14 protein-coding genes and 1 pseudogene are annotated in these 14,162 nt (G+C 51.2%); 4 read left to right on the forward strand and 11 right to left on the reverse strand.

Annotation, left to right across the window (positions count from 1 at the left end):
• Nucleotides 1–204, reverse strand: a pseudogene (locus tag AAHB90_RS27825) (hypothetical protein); the annotation flags it as partial.
• A 31-nt stretch (nucleotides 205–235) separates the two neighbouring features.
• Between AAHB90_RS27825 and AAHB90_RS27830 the strand changes: the two are divergent.
• Nucleotides 236–484, forward strand: a complete 249-nt coding sequence (locus AAHB90_RS27830) for a hypothetical protein (protein ID WP_342088533.1) — start codon at nucleotides 236–238, stop codon at nucleotides 482–484.
• Between the two features lie 169 nt (nucleotides 485–653).
• On the opposite strand, the gene AAHB90_RS27835 is transcribed toward AAHB90_RS27830, so the two are convergent.
• The gene (locus AAHB90_RS27835; RefSeq protein WP_342088534.1) at nucleotides 654–806 is read right to left on the reverse strand and encodes a hypothetical protein; all 153 of its coding nucleotides are present in this window, start codon (nucleotides 804–806) and stop codon (nucleotides 654–656) included.
• 285 nt (nucleotides 807–1,091) lie between these two features.
• Between AAHB90_RS27835 and AAHB90_RS27840 the strand changes: the two genes are divergently transcribed.
• From AAHB90_RS27840 to AAHB90_RS27850, 3 genes are read left to right on the forward strand one after another with little or no spacing between them, the layout of a single operon-like run.
• Entirely contained in the window at nucleotides 1,092–1,214 is a 123-nt protein-coding gene (locus AAHB90_RS27840) for a hypothetical protein (RefSeq protein ID WP_342088535.1), read from the forward strand.
• Between the two features lie 9 nt (nucleotides 1,215–1,223).
• Entirely contained in the window at nucleotides 1,224–1,667 is a 444-nt protein-coding gene (locus AAHB90_RS27845; RefSeq protein WP_342088609.1) for a 2'-5' RNA ligase family protein, read from the forward strand.
• 13 nt (nucleotides 1,668–1,680) lie between these two features.
• On the forward strand, nucleotides 1,681–2,121 hold the full coding sequence (locus tag AAHB90_RS27850) for a DUF7684 family protein (RefSeq protein WP_342088537.1): 441 nt from the start codon (nucleotides 1,681–1,683) through the stop codon (nucleotides 2,119–2,121).
• Between the two features lie 184 nt (nucleotides 2,122–2,305).
• Here AAHB90_RS27850 and AAHB90_RS27855 read toward each other — a convergent pair whose 3' ends face one another.
• The 9 genes from AAHB90_RS27855 to AAHB90_RS27895 form a co-directional block, all read right to left on the reverse strand.
• The gene (locus AAHB90_RS27855) at nucleotides 2,306–3,691 is read right to left on the reverse strand and encodes a putative oxidoreductase C-terminal domain-containing protein (RefSeq protein ID WP_342088538.1); all 1,386 of its coding nucleotides are present in this window, start codon (nucleotides 3,689–3,691) and stop codon (nucleotides 2,306–2,308) included.
• Between the two features lie 45 nt (nucleotides 3,692–3,736).
• On the reverse strand, nucleotides 3,737–4,513 hold the full coding sequence (locus AAHB90_RS27860) for a glucosamine-6-phosphate deaminase (protein WP_342088539.1): 777 nt from the start codon (nucleotides 4,511–4,513) through the stop codon (nucleotides 3,737–3,739).
• Nucleotides 4,514–4,526: 13 nt separating this feature from the next.
• Nucleotides 4,527–5,717 carry an N-acetylglucosamine-6-phosphate deacetylase gene (gene nagA, locus AAHB90_RS27865; protein ID WP_342088540.1) on the reverse strand — a complete coding sequence of 397 codons (1,191 nt, stop codon included), beginning with the start codon at nucleotides 5,715–5,717 and terminating at the stop codon, nucleotides 4,527–4,529.
• A 249-nt stretch (nucleotides 5,718–5,966) separates the two neighbouring features.
• Complete coding sequence (locus tag AAHB90_RS27870; protein WP_342088541.1) at nucleotides 5,967–7,289, reverse strand: sugar MFS transporter; 1,323 nt, start codon at nucleotides 7,287–7,289, stop codon at nucleotides 5,967–5,969.
• 277 nt (nucleotides 7,290–7,566) lie between these two features.
• A complete protein-coding gene (locus AAHB90_RS27875) occupies nucleotides 7,567–8,949 on the reverse strand; it encodes a Gfo/Idh/MocA family protein (protein ID WP_342088543.1) in 1,383 nt (460 codons plus the stop codon).
• An 11-nt stretch (nucleotides 8,950–8,960) separates the two neighbouring features.
• Nucleotides 8,961–10,292: a hypothetical protein gene (locus AAHB90_RS27880; protein ID WP_446717937.1), complete on the reverse strand. Its 1,332-nt coding sequence runs from the start codon at nucleotides 10,290–10,292 to the stop codon at nucleotides 8,961–8,963.
• 24 nt (nucleotides 10,293–10,316) lie between these two features.
• On the reverse strand, nucleotides 10,317–11,684 hold the full coding sequence (locus tag AAHB90_RS27885; protein WP_342088544.1) for a neutral/alkaline non-lysosomal ceramidase N-terminal domain-containing protein: 1,368 nt from the start codon (nucleotides 11,682–11,684) through the stop codon (nucleotides 10,317–10,319).
• Nucleotides 11,681–13,075, reverse strand: coding sequence for a DegT/DnrJ/EryC1/StrS family aminotransferase (locus AAHB90_RS27890; RefSeq protein ID WP_342088545.1), 1,395 nt, complete (start codon nucleotides 13,073–13,075; stop codon nucleotides 11,681–11,683). Before AAHB90_RS27890 ends, AAHB90_RS27885 begins: the two co-directional genes overlap by 4 nt.
• A gap of 34 nt (nucleotides 13,076–13,109) precedes the next feature.
• Nucleotides 13,110–14,129 carry a Gfo/Idh/MocA family protein gene (locus AAHB90_RS27895; protein ID WP_342088546.1) on the reverse strand — a complete coding sequence of 340 codons (1,020 nt, stop codon included), beginning with the start codon at nucleotides 14,127–14,129 and terminating at the stop codon, nucleotides 13,110–13,112.
• Between the last annotated feature and the right edge of the window lie 33 nt (nucleotides 14,130–14,162).

A 14,162-nucleotide genomic window follows, 5' to 3' on the forward strand; every position in this document is an offset into this window, starting at 1 on the left:
AAAGCGCTTGACGTTGCGGCCTTCGTGGATCTTCGGGTTGGAGGTAGTATGTGTCATACAGAAAGCGATTTCGTTGAAATGGCAATTTATATAAATCCGGCGGGAAGTTTTCGGGTAATTTACAGGTATTTCGGCGTAAGTTACCGGGCCGCTGTGTTGGGTACAATTGGCAGGAATGCGTGCTTTACGGAAAACGTAAGGCAAGATTTGTCCCACACTTCTCAAAACCGACCCCATGAACACAGAAACACACGCACTCGCCCCCTCAGACCCGACCTTGCTGGCCTATGGCAGGGAAGTAGGCAAGCTCCTGAGCAGCAGCAGCGCCGAAAGCTGGTCCAACGAACTCTGGACGATTTTCACCGGCTACATCATCTCCCTCAAAGAACAAGGCCACGCGCCGGAGCTTTGTGATACTTACTTTTCGTTTAAGGAGTTGATTGCGTTTTTTGCAGAGGTGGAGCGGATTGGGAGAGGGGAGTAGGGGAGTGTCTAGTGCTTGTTGCAAAATGTCAGTCTGAGCGCAGTCGAAGACAGTCCGTACCGAGGTATGTAACCGGACATCTCGCATGCGCTTCTACCGCCGGGCGGCCCCTTGCGCTCAGCGTGACAATGACATTTGCTACACCGCAGAGAAGCCCCCAATAATGTAGCTATTCGGGCTTGATATGCGTGATTTTGCCGTCTCTCATGACGACCAGCACGCTGTTTTTCTGCTTCTTGAATTCAATGAGCTTCTCATAGGCCTTGTCTAGGCCAGCGAGAAGCTTGTCTCTAAATTCCAATTGCTCTTTAACTGTTTTCATACTAACTAAATGTCAAGCTTTGCCTTGATTAAGACGGCCGCATCCCTCGTTTCATGTTCGTTTAGCAAAAGAGATGTTGGGGAAAGTGTATCTACTCGCAGAATGATTAACTGGCGGGAACGAACATGCGAACGGCAGTAACTTCGTCTTAATAACTCTTATTTCTCACTGAATCCACATAGCGGGGTGTAGCCACGTTTAAACTGGGTGCGATCGAAATAATCACTTTTCACGAAAACAGTCAATAAATAATTACTTTTCACGAGAAATAAGGGTTTTTCACAAATGAGCCAGCCGATCCGCTACATCATCGCCATACGTCCGCCCGCAGACATCATCGCGGAAGTGAGAGGAATGAAGATGGCTTTGAAGAAAGCCATTGGCGGATTCTACAATAGCGTCAATTGAGAAGCGCACATTACGCTCTTTGAGTTTTATGCCTTGGACGAGCATTATCCGGCATTGCTGGAAGAATGTACAAGGGCGGCTGGAAGTCTGGAACCATTCGAACTGGAATTTCAGGGCTTTCATCACTTCTCGAAGAGCGGAGCATTTTACGTGCATCTGACCAGCGAATCGTCGAGCTCGGTTATTGACCGGTGCATTCAATTCCGGCAGACATTCAGTCCCGAGATTCTAAGTATCCACACCGAAGGCTGGACCGACATGTTCGAAACACCGCACATGACTATCGGCAGGCGGCTGCAACCGCATTGGATCGACATAGCATATTCGCTCTTTAAAGATTTCAACGCCCAATTTTGGTGCAATTCCCTCGCCATTCGAAAATTCAACGACGATAGAAAGCAGTTCGATGTCATTGCTGAGCTTCCCATGATGGGAACGAACTTCAAGTCTTAGCTAACCTTTAACAATGCAACCAGACTACTTTCTCCACGGCCGAAAGGTAACGCTAGTCGAATACGATACTGCAACCAACTGGTCGGACCACCTTCCATATGCCAACTGGCTTTGTGTATTGGTCAGCGACGATCGCGAGCGGCGATATCTGGATGAGGTAATCAGTAAAATCATTGCGAAAGATGTGTGCTGGGTCGCGACAATCGGCAACCAATGTGAATGGGTGCATGACCTGATTGACGAAGAGATTGTTTATCGCCAGGTAGATATTGAACCGCTGTATTTACCGAAGCACGATATTATGACGACTTTTCACCGTGATTTCGCCGATGGAATTTGGTTTTCTATCGTTGCGGCGCATGATGATTATTTTGAAATTGAGACGGTTGTCATTTTGGATTTGATGCGAGGGGCGAGGAAGGAAGAGATTCAAGCCGCTTTGAACAATAGATAGGGAAGCGAACTGACAATGTGACGATAAAAAAACAGCGAGCAGGCCGTGAAACCTGCTCGCTGCATTTGCGTTTATGTTATGCTAAGCGCACGGGGCCGCCCGGCGGTCGAAGCATCATGCGTGATGTTGCATCTTGCTGTACAGACTGTCTTCGACTTCGCTCAGACTGACATCCTCGCAATTATTATTTCTTCTCCTTCGCCTGCTTCAACGCCGACGTCGTCAGCCAATACTTCGCAATCATATTCGGCACCTCCCATTCAGGCAACTTCCCTGCTTTGAGATACTCCATATACTTGTTAGCGACCTGCGCGAAGTGTGACTCGTGCCCTGTATCGTATTTCGCATCAATTACAACCTCCCAACCCGCAGCGATCTTTTTCAGCTCGATGCCCGGGAACTTGTCCTGAACACCTTTGAATGCAGCCGCAACGGCATCTTCATAAGCTTTGCTCTTATCGGTGGTTTCAATGTAAAGCACCGGTTTGTATTTCTGGTCTTTGCCCTGGCGGACGATCAGGTTAGCTTTGGAGCCTTTCATGATCGAGTAATGCGTGTCGCCGGTGCCTTCGGGAGCCTGGAAGTTCCAAATCACGGATACCTTCGCGTGCACGCCTTTCAGGGTGTAGTTCAGCTCGCCGTTGGAATATACATTCAGCAAAGAGTCCTTCACGTCCTTTTTGAGGAATTCAGGGTAAGTTTCGCTTTTGGTGACGAGTTTGAATTGCGATGGCGTCAATTGTGTCGCAGTACGTTTGGTCGACAGTAGTTGAATATCCTTTTGATAATCCAGCGCTACATTTGGGAAACAGCTCCATTGCACGAGGTCGATCAGGTGGGTCGTTACGTCTACCATCCCTTCGCCTTGCTGGTTCACGTCGAAGAACCAGGTAGGACGTACCAGCGCCTCGCCGGAAATGTATTTAAAAAAGTGGTGAACGCTTTCTTTGGAAACCGCAGGGTTACCGGGCGAGCCTTTTTGCAACTCGCCGAAAATGTCGGGCAGCAATGCGAGTTCGCGTTGCAGGGTGTTGGTGATCTCATAACGCTCGGTCATGATATCGTACAGGAGCACCTTATTCTTGTCGGCGCTCGCGAATGCTTCTTTCAGTTTATCAAAACCAGCCGCGTCGATCGCCATCGGTTTGTCGGCGAGGACGTTAAGACCTGCGTCGACGGATTTTTTGATGAAATCGGTCTTTTTCTGGTTGTTACCTGCCAGTACCACCACATTACCCTTTTTCTCCGAAATCATTTTTTCAAAGAAATCGGCGCCGGTGTACACTTCTTCTTTCCAATGCGTCGGGTCTTCGGGGCGGGTGTTGTATTTCTCCACCTTGTCGAGGTAAGCCTTCACATCCGGGCCTTCGGACGCATACACATGCACGACGGAATCAACGTCGGCGTACATGGATTTCTGGACCAGCGCCGCATGGAAGTGGCCGGGTTCCACCACGATCAGGCTCAGCGGTTTCTTCTCCTCATTCTTGGCTTCCTCCTTCTTCGAATTACATCCCTGATTGAATACCATTGCGCTCAATAAAGCGATTGTCAAGAGTTCTTTTCTCATTTGAATGGGTTGAGGTAATACATGCAAGATAGCTCCGGTGCGGAACTATGCCTGCGAGTATGACGAAATTTCTTTGAGTTTCCCTGAACTTGCCTTGTCGGTGAAAAGGATCGCATTCGGGTGCGTGCGCAAGATTGTCGACGGGAATGCCTCCTGAATATCCTCGGCCACGGTATGGTAAATCGCCTGCGCCTTTTTCTCACCCGGGACAATACAGAAGGCATATTTGGCCTTCATCAAAGTTGGAATGGTGAGGGTCAATGCGGTTTGCGGGACTTCGCCGAAGGTATCGAAACATTCGTCATTCACCTGCTGCTGGCGGCACGCGTCGTCGAGCTCCACCACTTTCACTTCCAATGGATCATCGAAAAACGCCACATGCGGGTCGTTGAATGCCAAATGTCCATTCTCGCCGATACCCAGACAAACGATATCGATCGGGTTCTCGCGAAGCAATTTTGCATACCTGTCGCATTCTTCCTGCGGGTCGGTAGCGTTACCGTCGAGATAAGAAACGGAGCGGACGGGCACATAATCGAACAGCCGCACTTTCAGGAAATAACCGAAATTCTGCGGCGCATCGGCGGCGATGCCGATGTATTCGTCCATATGAAATGCATTGATTTTCTTCCATTGGATGCCCGCTTCTTCCTTCAATGCGGCCAGAAATTCATTTTGTGAAGGGGCGGAGGCAAATATGATATTGACAAATTCCTTCGTATCCTGAATCTCGCGGATCTTGTCGGCAACGGCTTTGGCCGAGCTTTCGCCCATTTCCTGGCGGGTTTCGAAGATCTTTATTTCCAGTTGGTCAACTTTCATTTTATGTGTTAGGTTAAATTTGGGGTATAGCGTTATGGTAAACTGTTTTTCCTTTAATAATGGTCCTCTGAACCCGGATGTCGGCATCGAAAATGACTATATCGGCATCCTTGCCCGCCACCAATGTGCCCTTGCGGTCGTGTACGCCCATAATGCGTGCGGGCGTGGCGCTCGCCATGCGCACGGCGTCGAGCAGCGAGACATCGGCTAGATTGACCATCGTGCGCACGAGCCGGTCTGCTGTAGAGACGCTTCCGGCAAACGAAGTACGGTCGGGCAACTTGGCCACACCATCCTCGACGATTACTTTCAAGCCGTTTTTGAGCGAACCGAGCGTACTTTCGCCCTCCGGCATTCCCGCAGCGCGCATGGCGTCGGTGATCAATGCAATGCGGTCGGGGCCTTTGATTTTATAAATGAGTTTCAAAAGCGGCGCGGGTAAATGCACGCCATCGGCGATGATCTCGACATCCATATCGAGCAGAAAGGCGCTCTCGATCGTCCCTGCGTACCGGAACGCATTCCTGCGCGTCACGCCCGACATGGCCGAGTACAAGTGCGTCGCGAGTGTGTAGCCGTTTTCGTAGGCTTCCAGCACGTCCTCATAAATCGCATCCGTATGCGCCACGGCCGCCAGAATGCCTTTTTGTTTTAATCTCTTCCCAAAATCAATAGCCCCCGGCAGCTCCGGCGCAGCGCTCCAACGGGTAATGGAAGAGGAATATGCCAAAACTTCCTCATACTCTGCGGGATCGGGATTGCGGATATAACGCGGGTCCTGCGCGCCCCGCTGGCTCAATGCGAAATAGGGCCCTTCCAAATGCATCCCCAGAAACTGCGCGCCGTTGAAGTTGGTCGCATTCGCCTTTTCATAGAAATCCAGCGTTTCGAGTAAATCCTCTTTTTCGGCCGTCAATGTAGTAGGAACCATCGCCGTGGTGCCATACTGCGCATGGGTTTCCGCGATTTTCAAAAACGCCTCCACGCTTCCATCCATGAAATCATGCCCGCCACCACCATGAATATGCAGATCGATAAACCCGGGAGCGACATAATTTCCACCCGCATCAATAACCTCCGCCCCCGGAAAATCCACATCCCGCGTTTCAATTCCGATGATTATTCCATCTTCAACCAGCACCGTCCCGTTCCGAATGTAGCGGTACGGGGTGATGATGGTTCCGTTTATGATTTTTACTTTCATTTTTTAATTTTAATGTTCGATGTTGCCAAATTGGCCGCACTGTCACGCTGAGCGAACGGGGCCGCCCGGCGGTCGAAGCGCATGCACGATGGCGCTTACATTTCTCGGTAAGGACTGCCTTCGACCGCCCGGCGGCCCGGTACGCTCAGGCTGACATCTCTCAGGCTGACAATTCTCAGACTGACATCTTTCTACATGTTCTCATTTTCTTCTTCCCTTCCTCCCTTTCCTCCATCCTCCTTTCCTCCCCTAAAACCCCCACTTCCGAAACTTATGCCCCTTCACCGCATAAAAAACCAAATACAAATAGCAAGGCAACAACACCCAATAAGCCTCCCGTACATTCACCACATCCGCGAAATGGCCGTAGAAAAGCGGCATAATCGCATTGCCGCAAAGGCCCATGATCATCACTGACGCACCCAGCTTGGTAAAGCGCCCCAGATCATCGAGCGCCAGCGGCCAGATGCCCGCCCATACGAGCGAGTTGGCCAATCCGAGCAGCACGACGAACCAGATGGAAATGTCGGTGGTGTGGCCCAGGAACGTTACCTGTCCGTGCGTGAAGATGATTAATAGAGTAAAAATCGTCCCGAGCAAGGTGCAGATCCGTAGCGCATTGACCTGACTGATGAATTTTGGAATCACCGTAATGCCGATCAAATACCCGCAAATGGTACAGAAAAGCGTGTAGGAAGGAAATACCTTCGCTTCCAGCAAGTCAATACCCATGGAATTGGCATAACCAATAATGGTATCGATCGCGATCACCTGCGTGCCTACGTGCAGGAAGATCGCCAGCGCGCCCAGGATGAGGTGCGGAAAGTCGAAAATGCTTTTCTTGCCCGCATTGGCAGAGGCTATTTCCTGGCTTTCATGCTCCGTGTCGATTTCGGGCAGCGGCGATTTGAAAACAAGGATCCCCAAGGTGAACAGAAAGATTCCAAGGCCAATGTACGGGTTGATTACCCGCCTGATCAGTTCGTCCAGCGCTGCACTGCGTTCCACCTCCGTCATCGAGCTTAGCTGGGCGAAGAGGTCCGTGTCGGTAGGTTTCAGGATCACCGCTGCAAATACAATTGGGGACAGGATCCCGGCAGCTTTGTTACAAATACCCATAATGCTGATCCGCTGGGCCGCGCGTTCCTTGGCGCCGAGGATGGTAATGTACGGATTAGCAGCCGTTTGCAGAATGGCAAGCCCGATGCCGATCGTGAAAAGGCCGGCTAGGAAGATCTCGTACGTACGCGACAAAGCAGCCGGCACGAAAATGAACGCGCCCAAAGCCATCGCCCAGAACCCGATCATCATCCCTTTTTTGAAACCGACTGCCTTTAACAAATAGGAGGAAGGCACCGACATCACGAAATAGGCAATGTAAAATGCGAATGCGACGAGGTAAGCCTGAAAGCTGGTGAGTTCACAGGCGATTTTGAAATAGGGGATCAAAATGGAGTTGACCCACGACACAAAACCGAAAATAAAGAACATCAGCCCGATCAGGAAGATCGAGATCATCGTTTCCCGCTTCGTCAGGTCTTGTACTTTGATGGCAATGGCTTCGCTTTTCATTTACTAAGGGTTTATTTATTCAAAGGCTTTGTGCTGTATGGACTGCCTTCGACTTCGCTCAGGCTGACAATAGGGGCTATGTCAGCCTGAGCGGAGTCGAAGGCGGGCAATTGTGGTTATGTCAGCCTGAGCGTACCGGGCGGTCGAAGGCGGGCAGGCTGGCATTGCGCGTGTTGTCATGTTGAGCGTACCGGGTCGCCGGGCGGTCGAAGTGAGCAGGCTGGCATTGCGCGCGTTGTCATGCTGAGCGGAGTCGAAGCATCATGCGTCGACGCTACTACACCGTAGGTTCCCAGCCTTTTTGGTACTCTCTTTTCCAAAACTTCTCCGCCGCTTTACTTCCTTTAATATGCCCGTTCGTCGGATCGATATTTAGCGTCTCACCAGACCGGATGGCGATATTACCCAACTGCGCCAGCAACGTACTCTGGTGCCCGCCCACGATCTCAGCCGCCAGGGGCGCGCCTTTCTTGATCCCATCAAAGAAATTTTGGATGTGAAATGCATCAAGGCTCTGCGACGGGTTCATTTTATTGCGGGGATCGATGACCAGGTCATTCTTTACTTCTTTTACCAGCTTGTTATCGAGGTCGTAAATCTTATAGTTATTGCCTTCACCGATTTGCAGCGAGCCTTTTTCTCCATAGAAAACCACTCCGACAGAACTACCTTCAATCGTGCGGCCATTGCAGCTGCGGCCTTCCCAGGTCATGGCGGTATTGTTCGCAAATTCGAGGTTGATGACCTGCGTATCGGGCGTTTCCCAATCGTCTTTGTAGCGGAAACGACCTCCCGAGGATGTTACGCGGGTCGGGAAATCGACTTGCAGGCCCCAGCGCATGAGGTCGAGCATGTGGGTGCCGTTGTTGAGCGCCTCGCCGGTACCCCAGTTCCAGAACCAGTGCCAGTTGTAATGCACAAGATTATCCTTGAATGCACGGCGCGGCGCCGGTCCCTGCCACAGTTCGTAGTCGAGCCAGGAAGGTACGGCCGTTTCTTTGCCTATGCCGATGGACGCGCGGTTATTGGTATACCAGCCTTTGGCAAAATAAGCCCGACCGATGGCCCCGTCATGCACTTCCTTGATACCGGCAGCCACATTCGGCCAGGAGCGTCGCTGGTTGCCCATTTGAATTACATTCTTATATTTTTTGGTCACTGCCACGAGCAGTTCACCTTCGTGCGGGTTGTGGCTGCATGGTTTTTCCAAATACACATGCTTGCCTGCCTTGGAAGCCAGAATGGCCGCCGGTGCATGCCAGTGATCGGGTGCAGCTACTACCAATGCATCTAGATCCTTATTTTCAAGCGCCTTGCGGAAATCAGGGATGTTGGCAGGTTTGGATTTTTGAGTATCGTTTACAATGCCAATGCATTTCTCAGCGGCGCGGGTGTCGACGTCCGAAATGGATATTACTTCGCAATTAGGCTGCAATGCATAGTTGGTTGCCAATGCCAATCCGCGGCTGTTCACGCCCATGACGCCTACACGTACCTTTTCATTGGCGCCAATGATTTTGGCATAGCTTTTCGGACTGAAACCGGGCAATATGCCGCCGAATGTCAGCAATGCGCTTCCGGCCAGTGATTTTCTGATGAAGTCACGGCGGTCGTCACCGCGCCGGCCGTCGTTGCCGTTGAGATTATTTAGATTTTCCATTGAGAAAAAGGTTAATGTCTGTTTATTGAAAACGGGTTAGGAATCTTGACGAGGTCTTGAATGATCGTCCCTTCATGCTCGAAACGTGCCAGGGTGTAAATGCTGCCATCGGTTCCCACGGCAATGGCGTTCACATAGGTCGGCCGCGCACCGTCTTCGTAAAAGATCGCTCCGTGGTCTTTATAAGTATGGGTGGGCAAATGATACGTAATTAAATGCAGATTTTCCAGTCCGCGCGCCGCACCTTTTGCTATTTGATCCTCGCCTTTGATACGTCTGCCATGCTGATAAATAGGCCCGCCGGTGAGGTAATAGATCGTTTCCCCATCGGGGCCAAGCTGAAAACCGAGGTAACCGTAGCTGAACTGATCGAACATCCCGCTTTTGCGTGACGGCTCGGAGGTAATGCGCTCGACGAGCTCTATCTTTTCAGCGCGAGGATCAAAACGGAAGAGGTAACCCGAATTGCCATGCACACCATAAGCCACCTGCTCTTTGGGATGCCAGAAAATTTCCCGCCAGTTGTAGCACATGCTACCAGGCCGTGTCGGGTCGTATTTGCCGAAGTAATCCAGGCGCAGGTCTACGTTTTCGAGTTTGTGCAGAATTTGAGTTTCAGGGTTGTAAGTAAAAATATCGCCGTCCGCCACCGAGAAATAGACATCGCCTAACTCCGCATCCACAAACAGCGAGCGGCAAAGCGACCGAAAATCCGAACCCGGCGTGCCTGCTTCTCCTTTGTGGGAAATGGGGCCGAGGTTGTTGAGGGTTTTTTGCTCCGTATCGTAATGAATAAAGTTGCCATACGGCCAGCTAATGCCGTACAAATGCCCACGGTCGCGGTCCATCGTCATCGACACCATGCCTTCGCCATTGGGTACCAATGCCAGATCCTCGAATGCGCCCGTTTGCAGGTCATAGGAAAGGAAATGCCCGCCAGGATAGAGCGCATAACCTTCCGGTGCCTGCTCGGGAAGGCGGTCCATGCCGTCGATCAGCTGGTAGTAACCAACGTGCGTCGAAAAGTAGAGCTTCCCGTTTCTTTCATAAAAACGGACGTGGCTTTTGCCTTGCGGAATGGCTTTTAAATGCGTTTCACCGCAAATGTCGGTCAGGTCGCCGAGGTGTTGGGTGCTGTCGATTGCCGGATCGTACACAAACATTTGCCCGCCGATCTCGTGGTTGTCCGATGAGAGGAGGTAGTAAATTTTCCCGTCGCTCGCCGCCGAAAGCGCATTGTAAGTGTCGTGCGCCCGCGAAAAGCCTGAATAGTAGTGCTTTGCAATCAAAGGCCTCGGCTCGGCGAGCTGCTCAAAAGTCATGGAGTAATCGATACTGTTCACGGGGAAAGGCACTTTTGGTAAACATTAATTCTTGATAACCCTGTATTCCGGCTTGACGACCCCGGCCTGTTTCGCCAGTTGCACCATCCCGTTCAATATCTCTATTTCCACATCCGATGCCCAGGTGGCAGGTAGCCCGTAGACGATCGCAGCTACTTCGCCCTCATAGCCGCCCTCGCGGAGAATGGTCGTGCTGGGGATGTAGGTCATCACGTCATTGGAATAGCCCATTACAAATGTGTCCTGGCCGAATATCTTTTTCAGATTAATCGCATAATCCACCACCAGTTCACCGCCGAGCGTCATAATGGCCTGGTCACCCAGCTTCCATACCTGCAACGGGAAAGGGTAGGAGGTTTGAAAAGGTTTGCCCTCGTCGATCTGCGCGATCATCCGTTTGGCCCATTTCTGTTGGAAGCCGGTTGCTTTTTCAGCCATTGCCGAAAGCTGCTGGCGGGTAGGAGCAGTGGTTAATGAAAGGGTCACCTCGCTGTATGCGGTAGAGAGCTGGGGAGTCAATGGCTTCATTTCCTCACTTAAAACACGCTCCACGGCGGCGGCCAGCGTCTTGCCATATTGAACAGCCAGCGGGACTGTATGCCGCGGCAATGGATTCTGATCGGCTCCCGCGCCTTGAAAGAATAATGTGGTAGCGCCAGGATACAGTTTTTCCAACTCGATCTGTGCCCAACCGGGATAGTCACCCGACCAGTTGTAGCCGTCCAAAACCGTAGGATGGCAGGCATAACCGAATGCAATGGCGATAATTTTACCCTTGGCATCCGAAACTTTCAGTACAGGCACGGCAGGATCGCCGGGGCCGGTGATTTCCGTCAATCTTTCCAATGTCGCCGCGTTATTATTCCGGCGGTTTACCTGAAAGCGCGTCACGCCATTCTTCGCTTCGATCGTTGCGGGCTGCAATGCCTTTAATGCATCACCGGTCAAAGTCACAATCTGTTCAATGAGCTTAGCAGAATATTGATCAATCTTTTTTTGCTCCCCTTCATTCAGAGGGTAAATATCCGACAACGCTGCCCCAAGTACCGGCCCTGAATGCGTGTGCGAGCTATTAAGGATAATTTGCGCTTTCGACAGCTTGTATCGCGTATTGATTTTGGCACGAATATCGTCCGACATTGCTTTGGGAAAACCCAACAAATCCGTCGTGATCAGCACCGCCTGCTTACCGTTCGCATCCTGAATCGCCAATGCTTTTGCCCAAAGATCATGCAGCTTGCCCTCGGACGCGTGCGTGCGTGACGCAAAACCCGCCATCCACATCGGTTCGGCCGGGGTAATCGTCGCTTTGGCAACGCCTGCTTTCCAGCCCTGCGCGTATGCGGGGAGGAAGGACAAAAGCAACAAAAACCATGCAAATGCTATCCTCATTTCTGGCCCAAAGTTTTGATCTTATCGACGTTGTGGTGGATTTTCTCAATCGCGGAAGCAATGGACTTCATGTCGTCCTTTGTGCCGAGGAGCATGTTTTGGGTAAACCAAACGGCTTCTTCGTTGCAGATTTTGTCGTTGACCGGACATTTGTTCTGCTCGTTGTATCGGTTGATATCGAGCATTTCCTTCGGGTACATTCGCCGGTAATTTTCCGATTGGAAGGTTTTTCCTAAAAACGGCTGTGTATTCAGCGGCGTGTAGCCGCTCATGCACGGCACGCCCTCTGCTTTAACCGCCTTGATAAAACTCTCGCGAGAAAGTCCTTTGAAGCCATCCTTTTGATAACGAAAAGCAAACAAATGAAAAGCGCCGCGGTTGACCTTGTCGTATAATTTGTACGGAATAATACCGGGAATGTCCTTGATCTGCGATTTTAAATACTCCGCATTCTCGTTACGTGTCGTCGTTTGCTCATCCAGTCGTTTCAATTGCGCGATGCCGATGGCCGCCTGGTATTCCGAGAAACGCAGTTTGGTCCCCTGCATCACGCTCCCGGTACTCACCGAGCCGACGGCCGTTCCGTAGGGATTCCCGAAATTGTGATACGAATAGCACAAATCCATAAAATGCTCGTCATTGCTCACAATGGCGCCACCTTCGCCAATCGGGAGGTTTTTGGAGTTTTGAAAACTGAAACAACCTACATCGCCGATTGTGCCGACCTTCTTTTTATCATATTCTGCCAAATGCGCTTGGCATGCGTCCTCGATCACGATCAGCTTGTGTTTTTTGGCAATAGCCATAATGCGGTCCATATCCACAGGCAAGCCCAGCACGTGGACGGCCATAATGGCTTTGGTACGCGGCGTAATTTTAGCCTCTATTTTGGCAGGATCAATTTGAAAAGTTTCCTGATCAATGTCTACAAAAACCGGCATCGCCCCGTTGGATAAAATAGAAGAAACTGACGCAATGAACGTATAGGGAGGCACCAGCACTTCGTCGCCGGCGCTGATACCAAGCTGGTTAATAGCAATGACCAGTGCATTGGTACCATTCACGACGGCCAGGCTGCGCTTCACATTCAATGCCGCCGCCCATTCTTTTTCAAACTGTGTCACCACATCGGCCCGCGACCATACACCGCTCCTGATCACCTCCAAAACCAGTTTCTCGTCCGTTTCCGGGTTCCATTGCGGCCATATCGGCCATTTGTCCGCCGCCCAGGCCGACGGCCCGCCCAGTATCGCCGGCATTTGCGCCGCCTTCGAGCCGATCACCGGCGCGGCGGCTGTGAGCGATGAGGAAGCAAGGGCCACACCCAGCCCCGCCATTGAATTCTGTTTGAGAAACGTTCTTCGCGACAATCGGGAGCTGAATGCTTTCATACGACAATGATTTTAAGGGTTGATCTCGGGAAACCTATTTTTTACCGGCCTTGGCAAGCACGCTTTCCAGCGTCACGCTCTTGCCGCCCTGGCGCTTGCTTTCATCGGCTGCTTCCATGAAAGCGAAAATTTCGATCGTCTCTTCGGGTGTCACCGGCACTTCACCGGTTTTAAAATACTTGATAATATCGACTAAAAGCGGCTCATAACCACCATAAGGGCCTAAAACTTTGTTGCCATCCTCGGTGAAAACCGTGCCGCCGTAATCGTGCTTGCCCGTGCGTGTGCCGCGGAAGGTGCCTGTGCGGCCATCTCCCCAAATGCCTACCACAATGTCGGTATTAGGCGTGTTCACGCGGGTTACGCTTTTGCAACCTGTGCCCATCACCGTATACAGCGTTTCGACACCGTGGATACCATACCAGAAGAAATCAGGGTGTGTTTTTTCAAGAACGGCAGGGCTATACGTATCGGCGCCCAGTACCTTTTTCTTATCGATGCTTTCAATGCCCTTGATGTAGCGGAGCGACGAGGCCGTGAAAATCGGGATGTTGTATTTTTTGGAAGCTTCGTAAATCTTCAATGTATCGGAAAGGGAAGCGGCGACCGGTTTGTCGATAAACATCCGTTTACCTGCTTTGAAAACTTCCAGTGCCTGTTCCAAATGCAGGCGACCGTCGTTGGTTTCGAGCAATATCACATCCGTTTTGCCCAGCAGTTCCTTAATGGAGCCAACGATCTCGACGCCCATTTTCTTCACTTCCTCGATATAACCTGGAATGCGCTTGGTACTTGATTCGATATCCTTGCTGCCGTGAGGGTAAGCGGCCACCACTTTGTAGCCGTCATAAACCGAGTCGGGCTGTTCGGCATTCAGTGCCTTCGTGAATGCAATGGCATGTGAAGTGTCCAGCCCAATAATCCCGACCCTTTTGCCTTCGGCTGGTTTGCCCAATGCGGGCCGCGCCGTTGTCGGCAGATAATCCATTAAACCCAGACCGATACCGGTTGCTGCCGATTGGAAAATAAACTTTCGTCTGCTAAGCGAGTGCATACTTGAAGGGGAAAAAGAGTTCAGGAATAGCCA

It is taken from the genome of Dyadobacter sp. OTU695 (genome assembly GCF_038440355.1).
Taxonomy (GTDB): Bacteria; Bacteroidota; Bacteroidia; order Cytophagales; family Spirosomataceae; genus Dyadobacter.

Coding starts and splice junctions, on each gene's coding strand:
- AAHB90_RS27875 (WP_342088543.1), bottom strand. CDS start 8,949: ATGGAAAATCTAAATAATCTCAACGGCAACGACGGCCGGCGCGGTGAC.
- AAHB90_RS27895 (WP_342088546.1), bottom strand. CDS start 14,129: ATGCACTCGCTTAGCAGACGAAAGTTTATTTTCCAATCGGCAGCAACC.
- AAHB90_RS27835 (WP_342088534.1), bottom strand. CDS start 806: ATGAAAACAGTTAAAGAGCAATTGGAATTTAGAGACAAGCTTCTCGCT.
- AAHB90_RS27855 (WP_342088538.1), bottom strand. CDS start 3,691: ATGAGAAAAGAACTCTTGACAATCGCTTTATTGAGCGCAATGGTATTC.
- AAHB90_RS27830 (WP_342088533.1), top strand. CDS start 236: ATGAACACAGAAACACACGCACTCGCCCCCTCAGACCCGACCTTGCTG.
- AAHB90_RS27870 (WP_342088541.1), bottom strand. CDS start 7,289: ATGAAAAGCGAAGCCATTGCCATCAAAGTACAAGACCTGACGAAGCGG.
- AAHB90_RS27890 (WP_342088545.1), bottom strand. CDS start 13,075: ATGAAAGCATTCAGCTCCCGATTGTCGCGAAGAACGTTTCTCAAACAG.
- AAHB90_RS27840 (WP_342088535.1), top strand. CDS start 1,092: ATGAGCCAGCCGATCCGCTACATCATCGCCATACGTCCGCCCGCAGAC.
- AAHB90_RS27860 (WP_342088539.1), bottom strand. CDS start 4,513: ATGAAAGTTGACCAACTGGAAATAAAGATCTTCGAAACCCGCCAGGAA.
- AAHB90_RS27850 (WP_342088537.1), top strand. CDS start 1,681: ATGCAACCAGACTACTTTCTCCACGGCCGAAAGGTAACGCTAGTCGAA.
- AAHB90_RS27885 (WP_342088544.1), bottom strand. CDS start 11,684: ATGAGGATAGCATTTGCATGGTTTTTGTTGCTTTTGTCCTTCCTCCCC.
- nagA (WP_342088540.1), bottom strand. CDS start 5,717: ATGAAAGTAAAAATCATAAACGGAACCATCATCACCCCGTACCGCTAC.